This is a genomic window from Myxococcus qinghaiensis (assembly GCF_024198215.1).
Classification (GTDB): Bacteria; Myxococcota; Myxococcia; order Myxococcales; family Myxococcaceae; genus Myxococcus; species Myxococcus qinghaiensis.
In genome coordinates this window covers 46,059-64,036 of record NZ_JAKCFA010000013.1, presented here as the reverse complement: position 1 = coordinate 64,036, position 17,978 = coordinate 46,059, and the positions used below count along the sequence as shown (strand labels likewise).

Sequence of the window (17,978 nt, the reverse complement as noted above, 5' to 3'; positions counted from 1 at the left end):
GCCGCGCTGAAACATTTTTATCGGCTGTCGTCACATCCCGGCGGTGACGCCGGAGAGAAGAGGAGCACTCACATGAAGAAGAAGCTGCTGTCCGCGGTCATGGTTTGCGCGCTGGGCCTCGTAGGCTGCGGAGATGATGACGACAAGGACCCGCCCGTCGAGGCGCCCAAGCTGAACAGCTCCGCCAACATCCTCGCGTTCCTCGAGGGCAAGACGCTGCTGATGACGGGGGCCAACATCCCCAGCCACCCCAACGGCTTCAGCGAAGATATCGACTTTGGTGCGTCGTCCCAGTGTTACCAGAGCGTCACCATGTCGGTGGCTGGTGGCAACTTCAAGGTCGACAGCGTCCCGGGCACCATCACCGACAACGTCTGCAACCATGACGCGCCGAAGAACCCGCTCTCCTTCACGTCCAACACCGTCCTCATCGAGAACGTGGCGTCCGACGGCAGCTGCTTCGACGTGACGTTCACCTTCCCGGGCGGCCTGGTGCAGGAGGGCCGTGGCGGCTTCACCACGGACCAGAAGACGCTCAAGCTGGAGCTCTTCTTCAAGAACCAGTCGACGGGCAGCCGCTGCGCCAACGGCGCGGTGGGCACGTCCAGCTCCGTGACGCTCAACGGCCAGCCCTTCACGGGCAACGCCGTGCAGACGTACGCCATCCAGTAGGCCCGAGTCACACCTCGTGCCGGAGGGAGGGCGCGCTCCCGCCCTCTCTTCCGGACGAAGGACTGGACGCGGGCGCTCGCCGCCCCGTCCCAGGAGCACGGCCGTACGCAGCGCCAGCGACAGTGGTGACATCCGAGCCCGGTGCACCGGGAGTGCCCCGCGCGCGGGGCCGAGGTGGATATGACGGGAAGTGGGTTTGAAGCACGCGAGTCGCTGCGGCGAGGCGCGAGGATGCTCGCGGCGCTGGGGCTCGTGGGACTGGCGACGCCGGCCGCCGCGCAGAGCACCCCGGTGCCTGGGCTGTACGCCGAGTGGATGGAGGCGAAGGACCGCGAGGAGGACGCCGAGCCTCGTGAGCTCACGCTCATCAACTACTTCTTCACCCGCGTCTCCATGACGAACCAGGTCGGTGACCCGGCGGGCCTGCGCGGCGTGTCGCTGGGGCCCATCGGCTCGCCGGTGGGCAGCGCGGTGAGCACCGAGTCGGGCCGCTCCGCGTACTTCATCGAGCAGCGCTGGATTCCCGTCATCGAGTACAGCCCCTTCTTCGTCGACGGGCTGGCGTCCTTCCGGGCGCAGTTCGAGGTGGACTTCCTCTGGGGTCGCTCGGCCAACACCATTGGCCAGAACGAGGGCGGCGGCTTCAACGCCGACCAGGTGAACATCCAGACGAAGAACGTCAACGTCGCCATCTACCCGACGCGCAATCCCAGCCAGCTCACGCTGCTCGTCGGTACGCAGCCCGTCTACGACAGCGCCTATGACCCGACGCGCACGCCGCTGTCGGACCTCACGCGCACGGGCTACAAGCTGGCCTTCCTCGGCAGCGACGCGACGGGCCTCTCCATCTTCAGCGGCTACAAGGGCAACGCGCGCCTGAGCCTGATGCCGCTGGGCAGCGCGCAGGCGGACCGCGCGACGCGGAACGACCCTCGCCTGAAGTACATCTGGCTGGCGATGGCGGACTACGTCTACCCGGTGCGCCCCAACACCAACGTGGGCGCGTCGTTCTGGTATCTGAACGACGACACCAAGGGTGACGCGTACGCCTTCGAGGGCCTGGTGAAGAGCGGCCCGTCGTCCTCGGGCCTGCCCGGCTTCACCGGCACCGCGCGCTTCAACATCAACCGTCCCACCGGCAACGTCTTCTGGGCGGGCGCGCACTTCAATCACAACATCGACTTCCGCAACGGCCGGCTCGGGGCCTCCGGCTTCGTCATGTACAACGGCGGCAAGTACGAGAGCGACGACCCGGAGAACTCGGTGCTCGACGAGCTGAACATCTCCGGCGTGTCCGCCAACCTGGAGGTCATGTACCAGTGGGGCCGAGGCCCCGGTGACGTCATCACCGTGGAGGGCATGTTCTCCTCCGGTGACAACAACCTGGAGGACGACAAGTACACGGGCGCCTTCACGCTGAACCAGTACGGCCTGCCGGGCGCGGTGTGGTTCAACCACAAGATGCTCATCCTGTTCCCGTTCACCAGCACGGTGAACAACTACACGGGCGCGGTGACGGACATCTCCAACCAGGGCTACGGCCTGCGCGCGGGCATCGCCTCGGCGGCGTGGGACATCATCCCCAACAAGCTCAACCTCAAGGTGGCCACGGGCCTGGCCAACGCGGGGGCGGACCCGACGCGCTGGGTGGCTGACGTGCGGCGCGGCCGGTTCATCGGCGCGGAGGTCAACGCGGAGCTGCGCTACCACCTCCGCTACCTGATGACCGTGGGTCTCCACGGCGGCTACCTCTTCCGCGGCAGCTTCTACGACGGTGCGACCACCGTGCAGAGCGACCCGTGGGCGGCCTTCACCACCTTCACCTGGTACGCGTTCTGACCATGAGCTCCTCCCGCGCTTTCACCGCGTTGCTCCTCGCGGCGGGGCTGTCCTCCGCCGGTTGCGTGCGCTCGTATGCTGGCGAGTCCGCGCTGTCCTTCCAGGACCTCGACTACTCCACCGAGGGAACGAAGCAGCCCTGGCCCGTGCACCGCGCCGCGCTGCCGGACGTCACCGCCCGCTACAAGCTGGCCACCGAGCTGAACGTCGCCTACGTGGACCTGCCGGCGTCGTCGCCGGACGCGAAGACGGTGGTCTTCGTGCATGGGCTCGGCTCGTATCTGAAGTTCTGGCGGGCGCAGCTGGATGTGTTCCAGGCGCAGGGCTACCGCGTCATCGCGGTGGACCTGCCCGGCTACGGCAAGTCCGACAAGCCGGCGACCTTCCCGTACACCATGGAGGCGATGGCCGACGTGGTGCACGAGCTGACGCGGGTGCTGGGCGTGGACAAGCCCATCCTCGCGGGCCACTCGATGGGCGGGCAGACGTCGCTGTCGTACGCCATCCGGTATCCGGAGGCGCTCAGCGCGCTGGTGCTGGTGTCTCCGGCCGGGTTCGAGAAGTTCTCCTGGAAGGAGAAGGCGTGGTTCGCGCGGGTGATGAGCTCGGAGTTCATCAAGTACGCGCCGGAGGCGAACATCTGGGGCAGCGTGCGCCAGGGCAACTTCATGCACTGGGGGCCTCAGCACGACTGGCTGATTGAGGAGCGCGTGCGGCTGGCGAAGTCGCCGGAGTTCGACTCGTACGCCTACGCCAACGTCCGCACGGTGCGGGGACTGGCGCACAACGACTTCGTGCGCGAGAACATCCAGCACATCACGGTGCCCACGCTCATCGTCTACGGCACGGATGACCGGCTGATTCCCAACCCGTTCCTCCACGGCGGCGAGGCGCGCGAAATCATGGAGTACGGCGCGTCCCGCATCCCCGGCGCCGCGCTGGCGCCGATGAAGGGCTGTGGCCACACGGTGCAGCTCGACTGCCCCGCGCCGTTCAACGAGACGGTGCTCGCGTTCCTGAAGGACCCGGCGGCGGCGACGCCCTTCGTCCCGAAGGAGGCGCCGAAGGACAAGGCGCCCAAGCCGGGCGAGCCCGCGCCGGTGCCGGGGGCTCCAGGGAACCAGCCCTCGCCCACGCCCGCGCAGAACGATGCGCCGGCTCCGTCGGATGGCCCGAGGCCGTGAGCGTCGGTGCCGCCGCTTCCCCGGTGGGATGCGGCGGCACGAGCGATGCGCGCGACGAGGCGCGTTACTCGCGAAGTGAGGCGGCCTTGGCGTTGGCGCGGATTCGAGGTCGTCGTGCGGCGCTCGCGGAGTGAGGCGGCTCGGCGTTGGCGCGGATGCGAGGTCCTCGCGCTGTGCTCGTGACGCGGGACGGCCTCATCCTCGGTACGGATGAGGCGCGTCGCACCAGCCCGTGACGCGAGGACGGCGGCATCCACTCCCCCACGGCGTGGATGGGCCGTCGTCCGGTGCCTCCCGTGAAGGAGGCGCCGAACCTCGCTGTCACGGTGCTGTGGAAGGACGAGGTGCTCTCGCCCTTCATGTGTCGATGTGACTCCCGGCGGCGCCTGGACTTCGGCGTGCCGGGAGCCCGTGGCGAGCCTTACGGAATGGTGTGGTTGCGCACCATGCTGTACTGCACCGCCGCCGTCAGGTCCTTGGAGTTGTAGTGCCCGTAGGGATACGCCGAGTAGACCTTCTCCCCACTCTGACCGGGGATGCGGGAGGTGTACTCGCCGTAGACGACGCCGCCGTAGCCGATGATTTCATCGGCCGTGGAGTAGATGCTGTAGCGGTAGGCGCCCTCGTAGCCGCTGGTGGAGCGGAGGTTGTCCAGGAACGTGGAGCGCCCCATCACCAGGCCGAAGTAGAGGTAGCCCGGATACAGGCCGTTGGTGGAGCCACACGTCGGAGTCGAGGGGCCCGTCTGGTAGCAGGACGTGAGGCCCAGATTCGCGCCGGCGATGCCGACGAAGGTGTCCACCGAGCTGGTGAGCGCCGCGCCGACGTTGTACGCGCCACCGTTGGCCGAGTCATTCGCCGCGCCGCCGAGGATGGCCTTGCGCGCGAGCGTCACGCCCATGGAGTGGGTGATGATGTCCACCTTCGACGCGCCGGTGTACGCCTTCACTGCCTCGATGAACTTGCGCACCTTCATGATGTTCGGCTTCGAGTGGTACTGCACCGCGGTCTGCATGATGTCCGCGGGGCCCCACGTCGTGGCGTACAGCTCGCTCGGCTTGTAGCCATTGGCGAGGAAGTACTCGAGCGACGCGTTCCAGCCCGACTGGCCCGCGGTGCCGGTGCCCACGGCCTTGTCGGAGTTGCCGTGGATGAAGATGACGGGCGTGTTCACCACGGTGTCGGTGCTGCTCGCCTTGCCACCGAAGCTGCCGCCGGTGAGGCCGGCTCGGGGGAAGTCGTAGCTGTCGTAGCCGTTGGCGGTGAGCCACTGACGGAAGTGCGGCGTGAGGCCGGCGGTGGAGACAGCGGCGGACTCATTCGTGCCGAGCTGCTCGGCGGCGGGGGCTTCGGGCGCGAGGGGCTCCTCGAGCTCGGTTCCGCAGCCGGTGAGGGCGCCGACGAGCAGGGGGGCCATGAGGAACAGCGAATGCCGCAATCGCATGGAGGACTCCATCTGTTGTGGGGGGATGCGCGCCCGGACCAATGAAAGTCATCGAGCGCGAGACACAGTGTAGAGACATCTCGCGCGCGAGTCGTCCGCCGTGTGGACGTGCGCGCACGTTGTCGCGCTGCGTCGCGTGATACTCACGGGGACATGAGCGCACGCAAGGTCGTCATCCCGAAAGCCGGTGGGTACGAGCAGCTCCGACTTGAAAACCTGAATCAGCTTTCACCTGGGCCAGGGGAGGTGGTGGTGGCCACCGAGGCCATCGGGGTGAACTATGCGGACTGCGTCATCCGCATGGGCCTGTACGCCTCCGCGAAGGAGTATGTGGGGTGGCCGATTACCCCCGGCTTCGAGTTCGCGGGCACGGTGCAGTCGGTGGGCGCCGGGGTGGAGGACCTGGCGCCCGGAGCGCGGGTGTTCGGGGTGACGCGGTTCGGCGGGTACGCGACGCACGTGGCGGTGCCTCGGCACCAGGTGTTCGCGCTGCCGTCGAAGCTGACGATGGAGCAGGCGGCGGGGTTTCCGGCGGTGTTCCTGACGGCGTACTACGCGCTGTTCGAGCTGGCGCATCCGAGGCCGGGGACGAACGTGCTGGTGCACTCGGCGGCGGGCGGGGTGGGCAGCGCGCTGTTGCAGTTGGGGCGCATCGCCGGGTGCCGGATGGTGGGCGTGGTGGGCGGGACGCACAAGGTGGAGGCGGCGCGCGCGCTGGGCGCGGACGTGGTCATCGACAAGAGCCGCGAGGACTTGTGGAAGGCGGCGGAGGCGGCGTCACCGAAGGGCTACGAGGTGGTGCTGGACGCGAACGGGCCGTCGACATTGCGCGACAGCTACCGGCACCTGGCGTCACCGGGGAAGCTGGTCATCTACGGGTTTCATTCGATGCTGCCGCGCACGGGCGGGCGGCCGAACTACGCGAAGCTTGCGTGGGATTGGATGAGGACGCCGCGCTTCGACCCGTTGACGCTGACGAACGACAACACGAGCGTGCTGGCCTTCAACCTGTCGTATCTGTTCGAGCAGCGCTTCGTGCTGGAGGACAGCATGGCGCGGCTCCTGGCATGGGTGGAGGAGGGGAAGCTGGTGTCGCCGCAGGTGACGAAGTTCCCGTTGGACTCCGTCGCGGAGGCGCACAAGGCGCTGGAGTCCGGAACGACGGTGGGCAAGCTGGTGCTGGTGCCGTGAGCGCGGGTGGCTGATTCCGCGCCTGCTTCAGCGCACGGCCTTCTCCAACTCCTCGCGGCTGAAGTCCCGCGAGAGGTGGCTGGAGTCCCAGAGCGCGGCCAGCTCGAGGATGACCGGGAGAATCGCCTGGATGTGCTCCTCGCGCCTGGCGCGCGTGAGTCCCCGTAGGAGACGGAGCCCCCGGTAGAAGCTCGCCTCACCGACGACGTACTCTTTTCGGGTGGGATAGATTTCCGGCCAGGTCGGTCTGACGGACTTCCTCATGACTCCGTGTCCTGACGAGAACGAGCTACTGGACTGGGAGCAGGGGCGCCTGTCCGCGGATGCCGTCGCCCGCCTGGAGACCCACCTGGACGGGTGCGCGGCATGTTGCGCGGTGGTGGCGGGCCTCAGGGGAGACGGAGTCCCCTCCCCGGAAGGCGGGGGGCCCCTGGCGGCGCCTCGGCTGGGAGGTCCGCCAGGGCCTGGAGCACGCGTGGGGCGCTACGTGCTGCTGCGCCGCGTGGGGGAGGGGGGCATGGGAATCATCTTCGCCGCGTATGACCCGGACCTGGACCGGGAGGTGGCGCTCAAGCTGGTGAAGCCCGAGGCGGCGGCGGACGCGGAGGCCCGCGGGCGGCTGGTGCGGGAGGCGCAGGCCCTGGCCCGGCTGTCCCACCCGAATGTCGTCACCGTGCATGACGTGGGGTTGGACGGCGACACCGTCTTTCTCGCCATGGAGCTGGTGCGGGGGCGGACGCTGCGCCACTGGCTGGCGGAGCTACCACGGCCGTGGCACGAGGTGCTCTCGCGCTTCCTCCTGGCGGGACAGGGGCTGGCCGCCGCGCACGCAGTGGGGTTGGTGCACCGCGACTTCAAGCCGGACAACGTGCTGCTGGGGGACGACGGCCAGGTGCGTGTCACCGACTTCGGCCTTGCCCGCGCGGAGCCCATCCTCCTGACGCCACGGGAGCCGTGGGCCGAAGAGGACTCCGCCAGGCAGCCCCTGACGACGACGCAAGCCGACACCCGAACCGGCGTCCGGCGGGGCACGCCCGCGTACATGTCCCCAGAGCAGTGGCAAGGCCTGCGCGCGGACGCCCGCAGCGACCAGTTCAGCTTCTGCGTCGCGCTGTACGAAGCCCTCTTCGGCCACCGGCCCTTCGCGGGAGCAACGACGCGCGAGCACGCCCAGGCCCTGCGTGAGGCGCGAGTGGCACCGCCGCCCCGCGGCTCGCGCGTGCCCGGCGCCGTGCGCCACGCCGTCCTGCGGGGCCTTGCCGCCGAGCCGTCCTCGCGCCACCCCTCCATGGTCGCGCTCCTCGCCCGGCTCGAGTCCGGCGCGCGCTCGCGGCGCTGGCGCTGGGTCGCGGCGGCGCTGGCCACGGGCGTGGCGGCCAGCGCCGCCGCGGGCTTCGGCCTGGCACGAGGTGACGCCGCGCGGGCGTGCACCGGCTTCGAGGGCCGGCTGGAGGACACCTGGGGCGAGGCGCACCGGGTCCGGCTGGAGCAGCGCTTCAGACAGGGCGGGCCGCCGGTGCCGGGGGACGCCTTCGAGTCCACCACGCGGGCGCTCGACGCCTATGCCCAGGCGCTGGTGACCCAGGAGCGACAGTCGTGCGTGGACACGCGTGTGCGGCAGGCGCAGTCCGAGCGGCTCATGGACCTGCGCGCCGCGTGCCTGGATGGCCGGCGCCAGGCGCTGCGGGTGTTGGTGGAGCTGCTGGAGCGGGGCGAGCGAGAGGCGCTCACGCGGGCGCCCGAGGCCGCGCGGCAGCTCCCCTCCCTGGCCGCGTGCGAGAACCGGGACGCGCTCGCCCGCGTGGACCCGCTGCCAGAGTCCCCCGAGGCCCGGCGGGAGCTGGCGCGCCTGCGCCAGGAGTTGGACGGGCTGCGCGTGCAGGGCGCGGCCGGATTCCATGAACGCGTGCTGCCCCGGCTGGAAGCGGTGGTGGGGGACCTGCGAGGGCTGGGGCACCGGCCCACGCTGGCGGGAGCCCTCCTCCTGCTGGGCGAGCTGCGAGGCACCGCCGGGAGCTTCGCCGCCGCGCGTGAGGCGCTGGAGGAAGCGGTGCGCGTAGCGGAGGCAGGGCACGATGACGAGGCGGCCGCGCGCGCGTGGAATCGCCTCCTGTATACGGAAGTCCAGGGCATGGGGCTGGTCAAGGAGGCCCAGCGCACCGCGCGCATGGCGGAGGCCGCGCTGGAGCGGTTGGGCCCCGAAGCCTCCCTGGAGGTGGCCGCGGAGCTGCACCGCGTCCTCAGCAGCCTCGGTTACCGGCAGGGCGATTACGCGCGCGCGCTCACGGACGCCAGCAAGGCCCTGGCCCTCCTGGAGCGGGCGCGCGGGCCTCGGGATGTGGCGCTCGCGGATGTCCTGACCGGCATGGGTGTGGCACTCAACGCGCTGGGGCGCCACGCGGAGGCGGAGCAGCACCATGCGCGCGCCCTGGCGCTCGTCGTGGCGGTGTACGGCCGCGAGCACCCGCTAGGCGCGGTGCTCCTCAACAACGTGGCCACCGCGCTTCGGCTCCAGGGGAAGGTGAGCGAGGCGGTGGCGCGCCATGGCGAGGCGCTCGACCACAGCGAGCGCGTCTTTGGCGTGGAGCACTCCAACACCAGCATGATCCGCGTGAACCTGGGCGACGCGCTCGCGCGACGGGGGCAGTTGGGGGAGGCGATTCCCCACTACGAGCGCGCCCTGGCCAGCCTGCGCAAGGGCGAGGAGAGCGAGCAGCTGCGGGTGGCGACCGTGTTGCTGAGCCTGGGCAATGCACGGGCAGACCTGGGTCAGCTCGCGCAGGCGGAGGCGGCCTACCGAACGGCGCTCGAAATCCAGGAGGCGCGGCTGGGGCCCCGGCACCCGGACGTGGCCCTGTCGCGCAACAACCTGGGTTCAGTGGCGATGGACGCGGGCCGCCTGGAGGATGCACGTGCCCTCTTCGGCGAGGCGCACGCGCTGTGGGAGGCCACGCTCGGCCCCGACCACCCGAAGGTGGCCAGCGCGCTCTACAACCTGGGGCACGTGGAGCTGTGCCTGCGCAGGGTGCGCCCGGCGCTCGTTCACCTGCGGCGGTCGCTGGCGGTGCGCGAGAAGGCGCTCGGAGCGGAACACCCCCGGGTGGCGCAGACGCTCGGGCTGCTGGGCGAGGCGCTGCTGGAGGGCGGCCGGCTGCGTGAAGCCCGTGAGCCGCTGGAGCGGGCGGTCGCGCTCGCCAAGAAGGTGGAGCTGGCCCCGGCCGAGTCGGCCCGGGCGAACTTCGCGCTCGCCCGGGTCCTCTGGCCGTCACGCGAGGAGCGGCCCCGGGCGCTCGCCCTGGCGCGAGAGGCCCAGAAGGCCTATGCGCGAAGCGCGCCCATCCACGCTCCTCGCGCGCGCGCGGTGCGCTCCTGGCTGGCCACCCACGACGCCCCCTCGGCCAAGGCGCCCCGTCTGGCTCCCACCCGCGCGGGCGAGAGTGTCGGTGGAGGCGCTCCGTGACGTCCGCGCTGACCGAAGCCTTCCTGTCCCGGGCGCCGCACGCGCTCGTCCCGGCGCTGAGGGCACTTCCCGGCCTGGAGGAGGCCCTTGATGCACTGGTGCGGGAGGCACGCGAGGCGTGGCCGGAGGTGCGCATGGACGCGGAGTCCTTCGTGGCGCACGTGGCGCAACGGCTCCCCTCCACGGGAGCGGCCCACGACGTGTTCGCGAGCCTGCACGCGGCGGATGTCTTCCTCGCCTTCGCCTGCGCGCGCGGGGATGCGAGGGCGCACGAGGCGCTCGACTCGCACGTGCTGTCCCAGGTGGGGACATGGCTGCCAGGGAAGGCGCCCACCCTCGTGGACGAACTGCGGCAGGCGTTGCGCCAGCGGCTGCTGGTCCCGGTGAATGGCGCACCACCGAAGCTGGCCTCCTACTCCGGGCGCGGTCCGCTCGGGCAATGGGTGCGGGCGGTGGCGCTGCGGCTCCACATCGACCAGCAGCGCGCCGCGCCGCGCGAGCTGCTGAAGCGGGCCCCGGTGGCGCTCGCGGAGCGGCTGGGCGCGGACCCCGAGCTGGCCTTCATCCGTGAGCGGCATCAGGAGGACTTTCGCGTGGCCCTTCGCGCCGCGCTGGGTCGTCTGGAGGCCCAGGAGCGCAACCTGCTGCGGTTGCACCACGTGCATGGAATGGCCATGGACGCCGTGAGCGCCACGTATCAGGCGCCTCGCTCCACCGTGGCACGCTGGATTGCCCGCGCGCGCGCGCGGCTGATGGAACTGACCCGCGAGGAGCTGACGGCGCGGCTGAGGCTGACTCCCGACGAGTTGGACAGCATGCTGCGCCTGGTGCGCAGCCAGCTCGACGTCAGCCTTCGCGAGTTCATGGCTGACTGACTTTTCCGTCATAGCCATACTTGACGGTTTTTCTTGTTTCTCATGAGACGAGCGTCCCGTGTCCCCGTCCTTCAGGCGTGTCCCAACCCGGAGGAGAGCGCATGCGCGAAACCAGCCTCAAGAAGACGGCGATGACGATGCGGCACAAACGTTCCTGGCTGTTGCCCCTGGCGCTCCTGGGTGCGCTGGGGTGCACCAACGACGGGGTCGAGGAACCCGCCCCGCCCGTTCAGGAGGACGTGCAGGTGACGGCGTGGGTGCCCGGCACGCCCCCTCCCTCCCACACGCACGTTGAAGGAACGGAGCATTCGCTCGTGATGGACTGGGTCCGTGAGGAGGGCTCGATTGAAGACCTGACCGACCACTCCGCGTTGGTTGTCCGCGGCCAGGTGGAGTCCACGCGTTTCGACGTCATGCGCGCCCACGCGCAATCCAAGGTGGAGGGGCAGCCCACCGGCGAGGCGAGCGGCGCCTACAGCGATTTGCCGGTGGTCATCGCGACCGTGCGGATCGACGACATCGCGCGCGCCTCGGCGGGCCTCAAGAGCGCCTCGGGCGGCGTGGTCGCCCAGGGCGCCACCGTGGACGTCGTGTTCCCCGGCGGCCTGCTCTCTGATGGGTGCATGCTCGCGCCGGCCGACAACCCGCTGCCGAAAATGGGGGAGCGGGCGGTGTACTTCCTCACGCCGCAGGGAGGCGACAAGCCCGTGGCCGCGAGCGCCAGGACGGAGCTCTACTCAGTGACTGGCGGGCCGCTGGGACGGGTCCTGGTGCAGGACGGCCTCGCGCAGGGCGGGCCGGTCGACGCGCTGTTCGCACGGGTCGAGGCCCGCGCTCGCAGCGTCCAGTACCTGGGACCCGACACGCACGTGGAGACCTTCAAGCCGGACCCCGGCACGGTGACCGCCCAGAACTGGTGCGGGCTCGTGAGCTTCGGTTACAGGTGGTGCCGGAGGCCCGCGAACATCACCTTCACGGACTACACGAGCACGCGTTGGCCTGTCGGAGATGCCATGAACGCGTGGATGTACACGAGCATCAGCAACAGCCTCTATCTCCACTGGCGCGCCAGCGGCGCCTCGGACGTCATGGTGTACGAGGCCTGGTACGGCGCCACTGGCTGGGCCGGGTACGCGACGAACTCCTGGTCGGGCGCCTGCATGACCCGGAGCACCCTCCAGTTGAACAACTCGTACCACTCGGGTGCGCACTACGCGAAGACCGTCTCCATCCATGAGGTCGGGCACAGCCTCGGCTTGGCCCACCATGGGAACTGCAACTCCATCATGTACTCGAGCCCCACCCAGTGCGCGGCCACCACCACGACTTGCGACGCGCAGGCGGCGGCGGAGCTCTATCCGTACTGAAGGCGGGTGAACGCCGGTTGGACCCAAGCGCGCCTCCCGGCCCATCACCGAGGAGGCGCGCGCGTTCGAATCCACTGTCCGTCGAAGAAAGACAGGGGCCTGGCTGGAGCCGTCTCAGCGGTCGAGGTCCGCGGCGCCCGGCTCCTGTCCCACTCGCGTTGACAGGCTCCGCGGGGAGGAGTCCGCGGTCCACTTCAGCGCAGGGTCTTCTCCAACTCCTCGCGGCTGAAGTCCCGCGAGAGGTTGCTGGGGTCCCAGAGCGCGGCCAGCTCGAGGATGGCCGGGAGAATCGCCTGGATGCGCTCCTTGAGCCTGGCGCGCACGTGCGCCTTGAACCGCTCGTTCCCCAGGCGCGCCAGCTCGCGCACCTCCTCCGGGACGCGGTTGACCAGGTCGTCGATGGGGCGCAGGCCCTTGTCGAGTGCGCTGTCGACCTCGCTCTGGATGTTGGCCGGCAGGGCCTTGAGCTTGCCGGCGGCGTCCTTGCGAGTGACCTCCTCCAGGTGCTGGCGGAAGAGGTAGGTCTCGGCGAGCTGCTCGATGGTCTCGTTGCCCAGGGACTGGATGAAGATGCCCTTGAACTTGTCGCGGAACTTGCCGTCGAGCTCCTCGGTGAGCTTCCAGTCGGTGTCGATGGCCGCGCAGACCTTGTCCTTGAAGGTGGAGGCCTCGCTCTTCTGGGCCGAGCTGGGCACGCGTGAGGCCCAGTCGGAGAGGTAGCCCTTGGCCTGGTCGAGGATGACTCTGGCCTTCCCCAAGTCATTCTTGGAGTAGTACGCGTCGACCTCCGCCCGGGTCGAATTGAAGAGCAAGAGGACGCTGCCCTTCTCCGCCTGCACCAGGCTCTGGTAGGTCGCCACCAGGTTGCGGTAGTGACCCTTCTGCACCTGGTAGACGTCGGCGCCACCCTGGATGGCGTCCAGGAGGTCGCGGCTGATTTCGTCGGGGATTTCGACATCGAACACCGCGGCGACGTACTTGGCGATGTCCACGCCCTTGCCACCCAGCAGCTTGTCATCGAGCTGGAGGGCCTTTCCGAGCGACTTCGAGGTGGCGCGCGAGATGCCCTCGCTGGCGCGCTTGAGCACTCCCGGAGCGAGCTCGTCGATGATGGACTGCGCCATCCGAGAGATTTGCTGCACCACCTGGCGCTGGTCGTTCTCGAAGACGACGTCCTTGGACAGCAGGAAGGTCCACTTGTCCCACAGCTCGCCGAGCATCTTGTTGAGCAGGTCCTGGTGGACCAGCAGGTCGTCGTGGAGCTGGGGCGTCTGCACCTTGGCCAGGGAGTCGAAGAAGGCCATCTCGTGCTCCAGCGCCTGGTACCAGAAGAGCTGGAGGGAGGGCGACAGCATGTTGTCCTGGGCGGCATCGCCAAAGGCGCGGCTGATGTCGGCCGTGGCCGTGGCGCAGCGCTCCTGCCACTTGCGCTGAGTCCCCAGATTGCCGGCGCTGGTGCGCTCGCTGGCATCGAGCATGGCCGAGAGAGCCTGGTCGGCCACGTTGCCGACCTTGACGATGGCGTCGCTCAGGGCGCGCTTCACCGGGTCGGCGGCGCCCTCGGAGGCGCGGGTCAGTCGTTCGTTGAGTTCCGAGACGCGGCTTGAGTACCAGCCCATGGACTTCTCCTTACAGGCTCTGCTCGCTGGTGATGCGCCAGGGACCGCCGTTGCGGCGTTGGACCGTCCATTTCCGCCGCACCTCGACCGAGTTGAAGGTGCGAGTCTGGCCCTCGAAGAGGCCCACGTGGTCCACCTCCAGTTCGACCTGCTCGATGCGCGGCAGGCCCGGGGCCTCGTCGCCCTTGATGACGACCCGTGCCTCGCTGCTCCAGCGCACCCGTGCGTCGAGCACCTTGTCGAGCAGGAGGCGCCGCGAGCGCACCCACTCGCTGTCCCGGCCGTTCCAGGTCCAGACCGGGTAGTAGATGGGCCGGTGGTCATCAGGCACGGCGCGCCAGTTGGCGAAGAGGCTGTTCCAGGTCTCCTGGTCGCCACGCTTCACGGCCGCAATCATGGCGGTGAGGAGCTCTCGCGGGCCCGCGTCATCGGCCGGGGCGCCGGAGGTCTCCTGGCTGAGCGTCTCTTCTCCGGCGAAGCGCGGTCCCCCCTCGCTCGAATCACTGACATCGACGCAGACCACGCCGCCGACCAGGGCGGCGACGGGCTCCACTTCCAGACCGGCGGCGGTGCGGCCCGAGCCCGCGAGCAGGCGCGGGTCCGGAAGAATTCGGCCGAGCACGGCGATGTCGAGCCTCACGTTCGGCGCGACGCGCCTCTGATAGCGCTGCATGGCGGTGAAGACCTTCTGCATGGCCGGAGTATCGACGGGGCAGAAGACCCACGCGCCCGACTGGTTCCAGGCCAGGTAGCCCTTGCCCATGTCGACCAGCCACTCGCGCTGAGTCACGGTCGGCAGTGAGACCAGCTTGCCGGTCACCGTCGAGCGGTCGCCACGGAAGGGGTCGACGACGGGGAAGGCGCCGAGCGTCTCTCCCTCATGCGCCGCCAGCAGGGCCTTCCAGGACGCCGCGGCCTGGAGGCCGATGGCCTTCACCTGCTCCTCGCCCCGGGTGCGGAACTCCAGGGCATCCGCCGGGAGCGTGACGAGGTCTCCATCGAGACAGGCGCGCACCGTCTCCCAGTCCTCGCGCATCGCCGTCGCGAAGGGGCCGGGGTGATGCTCCACGAGGTAGTCGACGCGGGCCTTGTGTACGAGGTGGTTCGCGAGCTCACTGCGCGTCCCTCGCGAGGTGCGCCAGGCGCCGAAGGTGCTGTCGAGCAGGCGCTCCCAGTCGAAGACGCGCTTCTCGAGCCAGGACATCCAGGCCCCGTCGAAGCCGTCGCGACCCATGCGGTCGGGTCCGCCCGGGCCGATGATCTGCCGCGTCGTGTCGACGATGCTCCAGGTGCGTTCGTGGAGCAGGGCGCCGCTGAACTCGTGCTCCTCCCAGCCTTCGCCGGGCTCGCGCCGACGAGTGATGCGCACCTGGACCTTGTCACCCTCCTTGCGCCCCTGCCTGGCCCAGGTCTGGTTCTCGGCGTACTGGCCGAGCATGAAGGGCAGGGTGCGCTGCGTGGTGGCCTGGTCGGGTGGCTTGACGACGGGCTGGCCGTCGATGGCGATGACCCGGTCGCCCACGCGCAGGCCCGAGCCGCGAAAGCCACTGTCCCAGGAGATCCACGCCACGTGGAGGTGGGGCACCAGGGCGTCGAAGCGCGCGTCGAGCTTGAGGCCGCTGCGCAGTCCGTCTTGAAGGTATTCCTTCTCGGCGCCGCGATTGTTCATGAAGAAGGCCGTCCCCGCCGGTGGCTCCCCGCCCCCTGCGGAGATGCAGGGTCGTTCTCTACCTCGCGGACCTCGGCTGTTCAAGGAAGGGGGCTCGGGGCTCACGGTGTCGTGCGCGAACCGTGAGCCTGCCGTGAGGAATCGGGGGGCATGGCCCTGCAGGCTGTCGCCATGTCTCCGAGTTCGGTGCGCCGGGTCGCTCTCTGTCTGGTCCTCCTGTCCGCGGCATGTGCTTCGAGAGGAGGTGCCGTGCGGACTCCCGAGGATGATTCCATTCCTTGGGGGCAGCTCTGTGATGGGGACTGGGAGAAGGAAGCTGCCTGGCCCAGCCTCATTCCCCAGGGAGTGCTGTCTGTCTCCTACGAGCCCGACTTCCGGGCGGTCTTCAATGGGCGCCGCAGGGACTCGCGTGCGCGCTGCCGGTACTCGAGGGTCTTGAACAGCATGGAGGAGCCAGGCCTGTGGCCTTCGGCGACGGGCTCCGAGGTCTACCGCTTCACCTGGATGCGCTCCTTTGAAGAGGACATCGCCATCCGCGTGGAACGGCACGGCACGGTGGCGGTGCTCCATGCGAAACAGCTGAAGCTGCCCTCCAAATCCTCGGACGGTGCCAGCCCGCTTGACGTGAATCAGTCCCGCCTGCTCCTCCCGCTCCAGTGGGCCGAGTTCCGTCGCCGGTTGGAGGTCCTTTCCTTCTGGACTCGCAAGTCGGCGCGAGAGGGCACGTACACCATCTATCTGGATGGCTCGCGCTGGCTGCTGGAGGGGGCCCAGGATGGCGGCTACCGCGCTTATGACGTCTTTCTGCCCTCCACGGCTGGAGAGAGCGGCGCGTTTCGTGATGCCTGTCTATATCTGGTCGAGCTGTCCGGCCTCTCGATTCCTTCTCGGGATGTCTATTGAAGTCAGGGTGAATGTCTTGGATTGAACGCCACCCGGTTCGCCACGATATGGAGTTGGCTCCATTTCGTTCGCGATTATCCGGGTCGGCTGTCTTCCTTTGCTCGTGCCTCCAGGTCACGCCGGCCCCATCCCCGGGGGCTCTCATGGTGAAGTGGACGTGCGGTGTCGTCGCGACGTTGATGTGCGTGGGTTCGCTGGGGGCCTGCAACAGCAGGGATTACGAGGTCGTGGAGGTCCCCGTGGACCTGTCACCGGGTGCGCCCATTCAGGACGCGGCTGACTGGGTCCCGGAGCCCGTGGCCGCATGTTCGCTCCGCCCCACGGTCCTCACCCCCGAGGATTGTCGTTCGCTGGATGCCTTCGACCTGTCCGGCTGCGACATCCAGAGCCTGCGCGGACTGGATACGTCCGGCATCTTCAATATGCGCCTCCACATGGCGGCGACCGCCACGCTCCCGGCGTCCGCTGAAATGTGGGGCAAGTCTTTGTACGTCGAGCCGAATCCCCCCAATGGGGAGCACCCCATGCGCGACCTGATTGAGCTCCGCTACCCGGACGGGAGGCTCAACGTGATTCATGATGTGGGGTGCTCGGCGCGGGGCACGGACCAAGTGACGGGATGCAGAGTGATGTGCATGGGGAACGATGCCCCCAGGGTGATGACGTATGAGGGCGTCCGGGTCCGTCGTCGTCAGGGCGAGGAGGAGTCCTCCGGCGGGCTGAAGCTGCTGGGCGAAGCGTCCATCGGTCCGGGCATGGGGATGCCCGTGGATATCTACGTCGCCAAGGGCCACGCCTATGTCGTGTCCATCGATGATGCCCAGGACGCCGGTGGCCTCTCCGTCTTCGACCTGAAGGACCGCGCGGCACCCCGGCTGGTGAAGTCCGTCCAGCTCGAAGGCGACGGCTACTGGAATGGTGTGTGGGCGAAGGACAACGCGCTCTATGTCGCCAGCTCGGACCGGGGCGTGCTCGTGTTCGACATCACCGACGCCGCGAACCCCACGTTCGTCCGGGATTTGTCTGGCGGCAGCCGCATAAACATCCACACCGTCTTCGTGGCGGGCAGCCGGCTGCATGCCATGGCGACCCGGGGCTCGGTGGGGACGGCCATCTACGACGTGACGAACGCGCGGGAGCCGGTGCGCCTGGGAGGGCATGTCAACGACAGCCTGGGCCCGAGCGCCGTCTCCTACCCGCACGACGCCACTTCCCTGAACCACCTGCTCTTCGTCAGTCATTGGAACGCGGGCCTGCTCATCCTCGATGCGAAGGACCCGGCGAACGTGAAGAGGCTGGGCGCGTACACGCCGCCGCATGCGAGCAGCCACACCTCGCGCGTGGCGTACTTCAACAACAACCTCATCGCCTTCGAGGGCGGAGAGGGCTGGGGCGCGCACCTGCGCGTGCTCAACCTGAACGACCCCGCGAACCCCACGCTCATCGGCGAGTACAAGCTGTCGCCCGAGGTCTCCATCCACAACATGGAGCTCGTCGGCGGTCGGCTCTATCTGACCCACTACCAGCACGGCGTTCGCGTCCTGGACGTGTCCAGACCTGCTCGTCCCCGGGAGATGGCGTACTTCAACACCTGGCGGGATACGGGGCCGGACTACAGCAGCTTGTCCGCCTATATCGGCGCCATCGGCATCCGCGTCCCGGGAGACGGCTACGTCTACGTCGTCGACACGGAGCGCGGCCTGCTCATCTTCCCGGAGCTGTGAGCCAGACAGCGTTCTGGTGACGAGCGCCGGG

The 17,978-nt window shown here is 69.0% G+C and carries 13 protein-coding genes; 9 read left to right on the top strand and 4 right to left on the bottom strand.

Annotated elements, in window-relative coordinates; translation table 11 throughout:
* The first annotated feature begins 72 nt into the window (after positions 1–72).
* The 3 genes from LZ199_RS24380 to LZ199_RS24370 all read left to right on the top strand — a co-directional run bounded on the left by LZ199_RS24380 (position 73) and on the right by LZ199_RS24370 (position 3,695).
* Positions 73–672, top strand: coding sequence for a hypothetical protein (locus LZ199_RS24380; RefSeq protein WP_253996149.1), 600 nt, complete (start codon positions 73–75; stop codon positions 670–672).
* Positions 673–852: 180 nt separating this feature from the next.
* Positions 853–2,511: a hypothetical protein gene (locus tag LZ199_RS24375; protein ID WP_253996148.1), complete on the top strand. Its 1,659-nt coding sequence runs from the start codon at positions 853–855 to the stop codon at positions 2,509–2,511.
* A 2-nt stretch (positions 2,512–2,513) separates the two neighbouring features.
* Positions 2,514–3,695, top strand: coding sequence for an alpha/beta fold hydrolase (locus LZ199_RS24370; protein ID WP_253996147.1), 1,182 nt, complete (start codon positions 2,514–2,516; stop codon positions 3,693–3,695).
* Between the two features lie 421 nt (positions 3,696–4,116).
* Here LZ199_RS24370 and LZ199_RS24365 read toward each other — a convergent pair whose 3' ends face one another.
* Positions 4,117–5,139 (bottom strand): lipase family protein, encoded by a 1,023-nt coding sequence (locus LZ199_RS24365; protein ID WP_253996146.1) that lies wholly within the window; start codon positions 5,137–5,139, stop codon positions 4,117–4,119.
* A gap of 153 nt (positions 5,140–5,292) precedes the next feature.
* On the opposite strand from LZ199_RS24365, the gene LZ199_RS24360 reads away from it, so the two are divergent.
* The gene (locus tag LZ199_RS24360) at positions 5,293–6,330 is read left to right on the top strand and encodes a synaptic vesicle VAT-1 family membrane protein (protein ID WP_253996145.1); all 1,038 of its coding nucleotides are present in this window, start codon (positions 5,293–5,295) and stop codon (positions 6,328–6,330) included.
* Positions 6,331–6,357: 27 nt separating this feature from the next.
* On the opposite strand, the gene LZ199_RS24355 is transcribed toward LZ199_RS24360, so the two are convergent.
* Positions 6,358–6,594 carry a hypothetical protein gene (locus LZ199_RS24355; RefSeq protein ID WP_253996144.1) on the bottom strand — a complete coding sequence of 79 codons (237 nt, stop codon included), beginning with the start codon at positions 6,592–6,594 and terminating at the stop codon, positions 6,358–6,360.
* Here LZ199_RS24355 and LZ199_RS24350 point away from each other — a divergent pair.
* From LZ199_RS24350 to LZ199_RS24340, 3 genes are all read left to right on the top strand, one after another.
* Positions 6,593–9,790 (top strand): serine/threonine-protein kinase, encoded by a 3,198-nt coding sequence (locus tag LZ199_RS24350; RefSeq protein ID WP_253996143.1) that lies wholly within the window; start codon positions 6,593–6,595, stop codon positions 9,788–9,790. The two genes, LZ199_RS24355 and LZ199_RS24350, sit on opposite strands and share 2 nt — an antisense overlap.
* Positions 9,787–10,665 carry a sigma factor-like helix-turn-helix DNA-binding protein gene (locus LZ199_RS24345; protein WP_253996142.1) on the top strand — a complete coding sequence of 293 codons (879 nt, stop codon included), beginning with the start codon at positions 9,787–9,789 and terminating at the stop codon, positions 10,663–10,665. The genes LZ199_RS24350 and LZ199_RS24345 overlap by 4 nt, the downstream gene beginning before the upstream one ends.
* A 101-nt stretch (positions 10,666–10,766) precedes the next feature.
* Complete coding sequence (locus tag LZ199_RS24340) at positions 10,767–12,032, top strand: matrixin family metalloprotease (RefSeq protein WP_253996141.1); 1,266 nt, start codon at positions 10,767–10,769, stop codon at positions 12,030–12,032.
* Between the two features lie 194 nt (positions 12,033–12,226).
* On the opposite strand, the gene LZ199_RS24335 is transcribed toward LZ199_RS24340, so the two are convergent.
* Together LZ199_RS24335 and LZ199_RS24330 are read right to left on the bottom strand one after the other, a co-directional pair.
* Positions 12,227–13,651: a hypothetical protein gene (locus LZ199_RS24335; protein ID WP_253996140.1), complete on the bottom strand. Its 1,425-nt coding sequence runs from the start codon at positions 13,649–13,651 to the stop codon at positions 12,227–12,229.
* Positions 13,652–13,661: 10 nt separating this feature from the next.
* Positions 13,662–15,320: a hypothetical protein gene (locus tag LZ199_RS24330; RefSeq protein ID WP_253996139.1), complete on the bottom strand. Its 1,659-nt coding sequence runs from the start codon at positions 15,318–15,320 to the stop codon at positions 13,662–13,664.
* A gap of 249 nt (positions 15,321–15,569) precedes the next feature.
* Here LZ199_RS24330 and LZ199_RS24325 point away from each other — a divergent pair, with 249 nt between their 5' ends.
* Positions 15,570–16,223: a hypothetical protein gene (locus LZ199_RS24325; protein WP_253996138.1), complete on the top strand. Its 654-nt coding sequence runs from the start codon at positions 15,570–15,572 to the stop codon at positions 16,221–16,223.
* A 143-nt stretch (positions 16,224–16,366) separates the two neighbouring features.
* Positions 16,367–17,947, top strand: coding sequence for an LVIVD repeat-containing protein (locus LZ199_RS24320; protein WP_253996137.1), 1,581 nt, complete (start codon positions 16,367–16,369; stop codon positions 17,945–17,947).
* The last annotated feature ends 31 nt before the right edge of the window (positions 17,948–17,978 follow it).

What these genes read in the sequence shown, in the direction of transcription:
- LZ199_RS24350 (WP_253996143.1), top strand. Translation starts at nt 6,593, where the DNA reads ATGACTCCGTGTCCTGACGAGAACGAGCTACTGGACTGGGAGCAGGGG.
- LZ199_RS24360 (WP_253996145.1), top strand. Translation starts at nt 5,293, where the DNA reads ATGAGCGCACGCAAGGTCGTCATCCCGAAAGCCGGTGGGTACGAGCAG.
- LZ199_RS24365 (WP_253996146.1), bottom strand. Translation starts at nt 5,139, where the DNA reads ATGCGATTGCGGCATTCGCTGTTCCTCATGGCCCCCCTGCTCGTCGGC.
- LZ199_RS24370 (WP_253996147.1), top strand. Translation starts at nt 2,514, where the DNA reads ATGAGCTCCTCCCGCGCTTTCACCGCGTTGCTCCTCGCGGCGGGGCTG.
- LZ199_RS24340 (WP_253996141.1), top strand. Translation starts at nt 10,767, where the DNA reads ATGCGCGAAACCAGCCTCAAGAAGACGGCGATGACGATGCGGCACAAA.
- LZ199_RS24320 (WP_253996137.1), top strand. Translation starts at nt 16,367, where the DNA reads ATGGTGAAGTGGACGTGCGGTGTCGTCGCGACGTTGATGTGCGTGGGT.
- LZ199_RS24335 (WP_253996140.1), bottom strand. Translation starts at nt 13,651, where the DNA reads ATGGGCTGGTACTCAAGCCGCGTCTCGGAACTCAACGAACGACTGACC.
- LZ199_RS24375 (WP_253996148.1), top strand. Translation starts at nt 853, where the DNA reads ATGACGGGAAGTGGGTTTGAAGCACGCGAGTCGCTGCGGCGAGGCGCG.
- LZ199_RS24380 (WP_253996149.1), top strand. Translation starts at nt 73, where the DNA reads ATGAAGAAGAAGCTGCTGTCCGCGGTCATGGTTTGCGCGCTGGGCCTC.
- LZ199_RS24330 (WP_253996139.1), bottom strand. Translation starts at nt 15,320, where the DNA reads ATGAACAATCGCGGCGCCGAGAAGGAATACCTTCAAGACGGACTGCGC.
- LZ199_RS24355 (WP_253996144.1), bottom strand. Translation starts at nt 6,594, where the DNA reads ATGAGGAAGTCCGTCAGACCGACCTGGCCGGAAATCTATCCCACCCGA.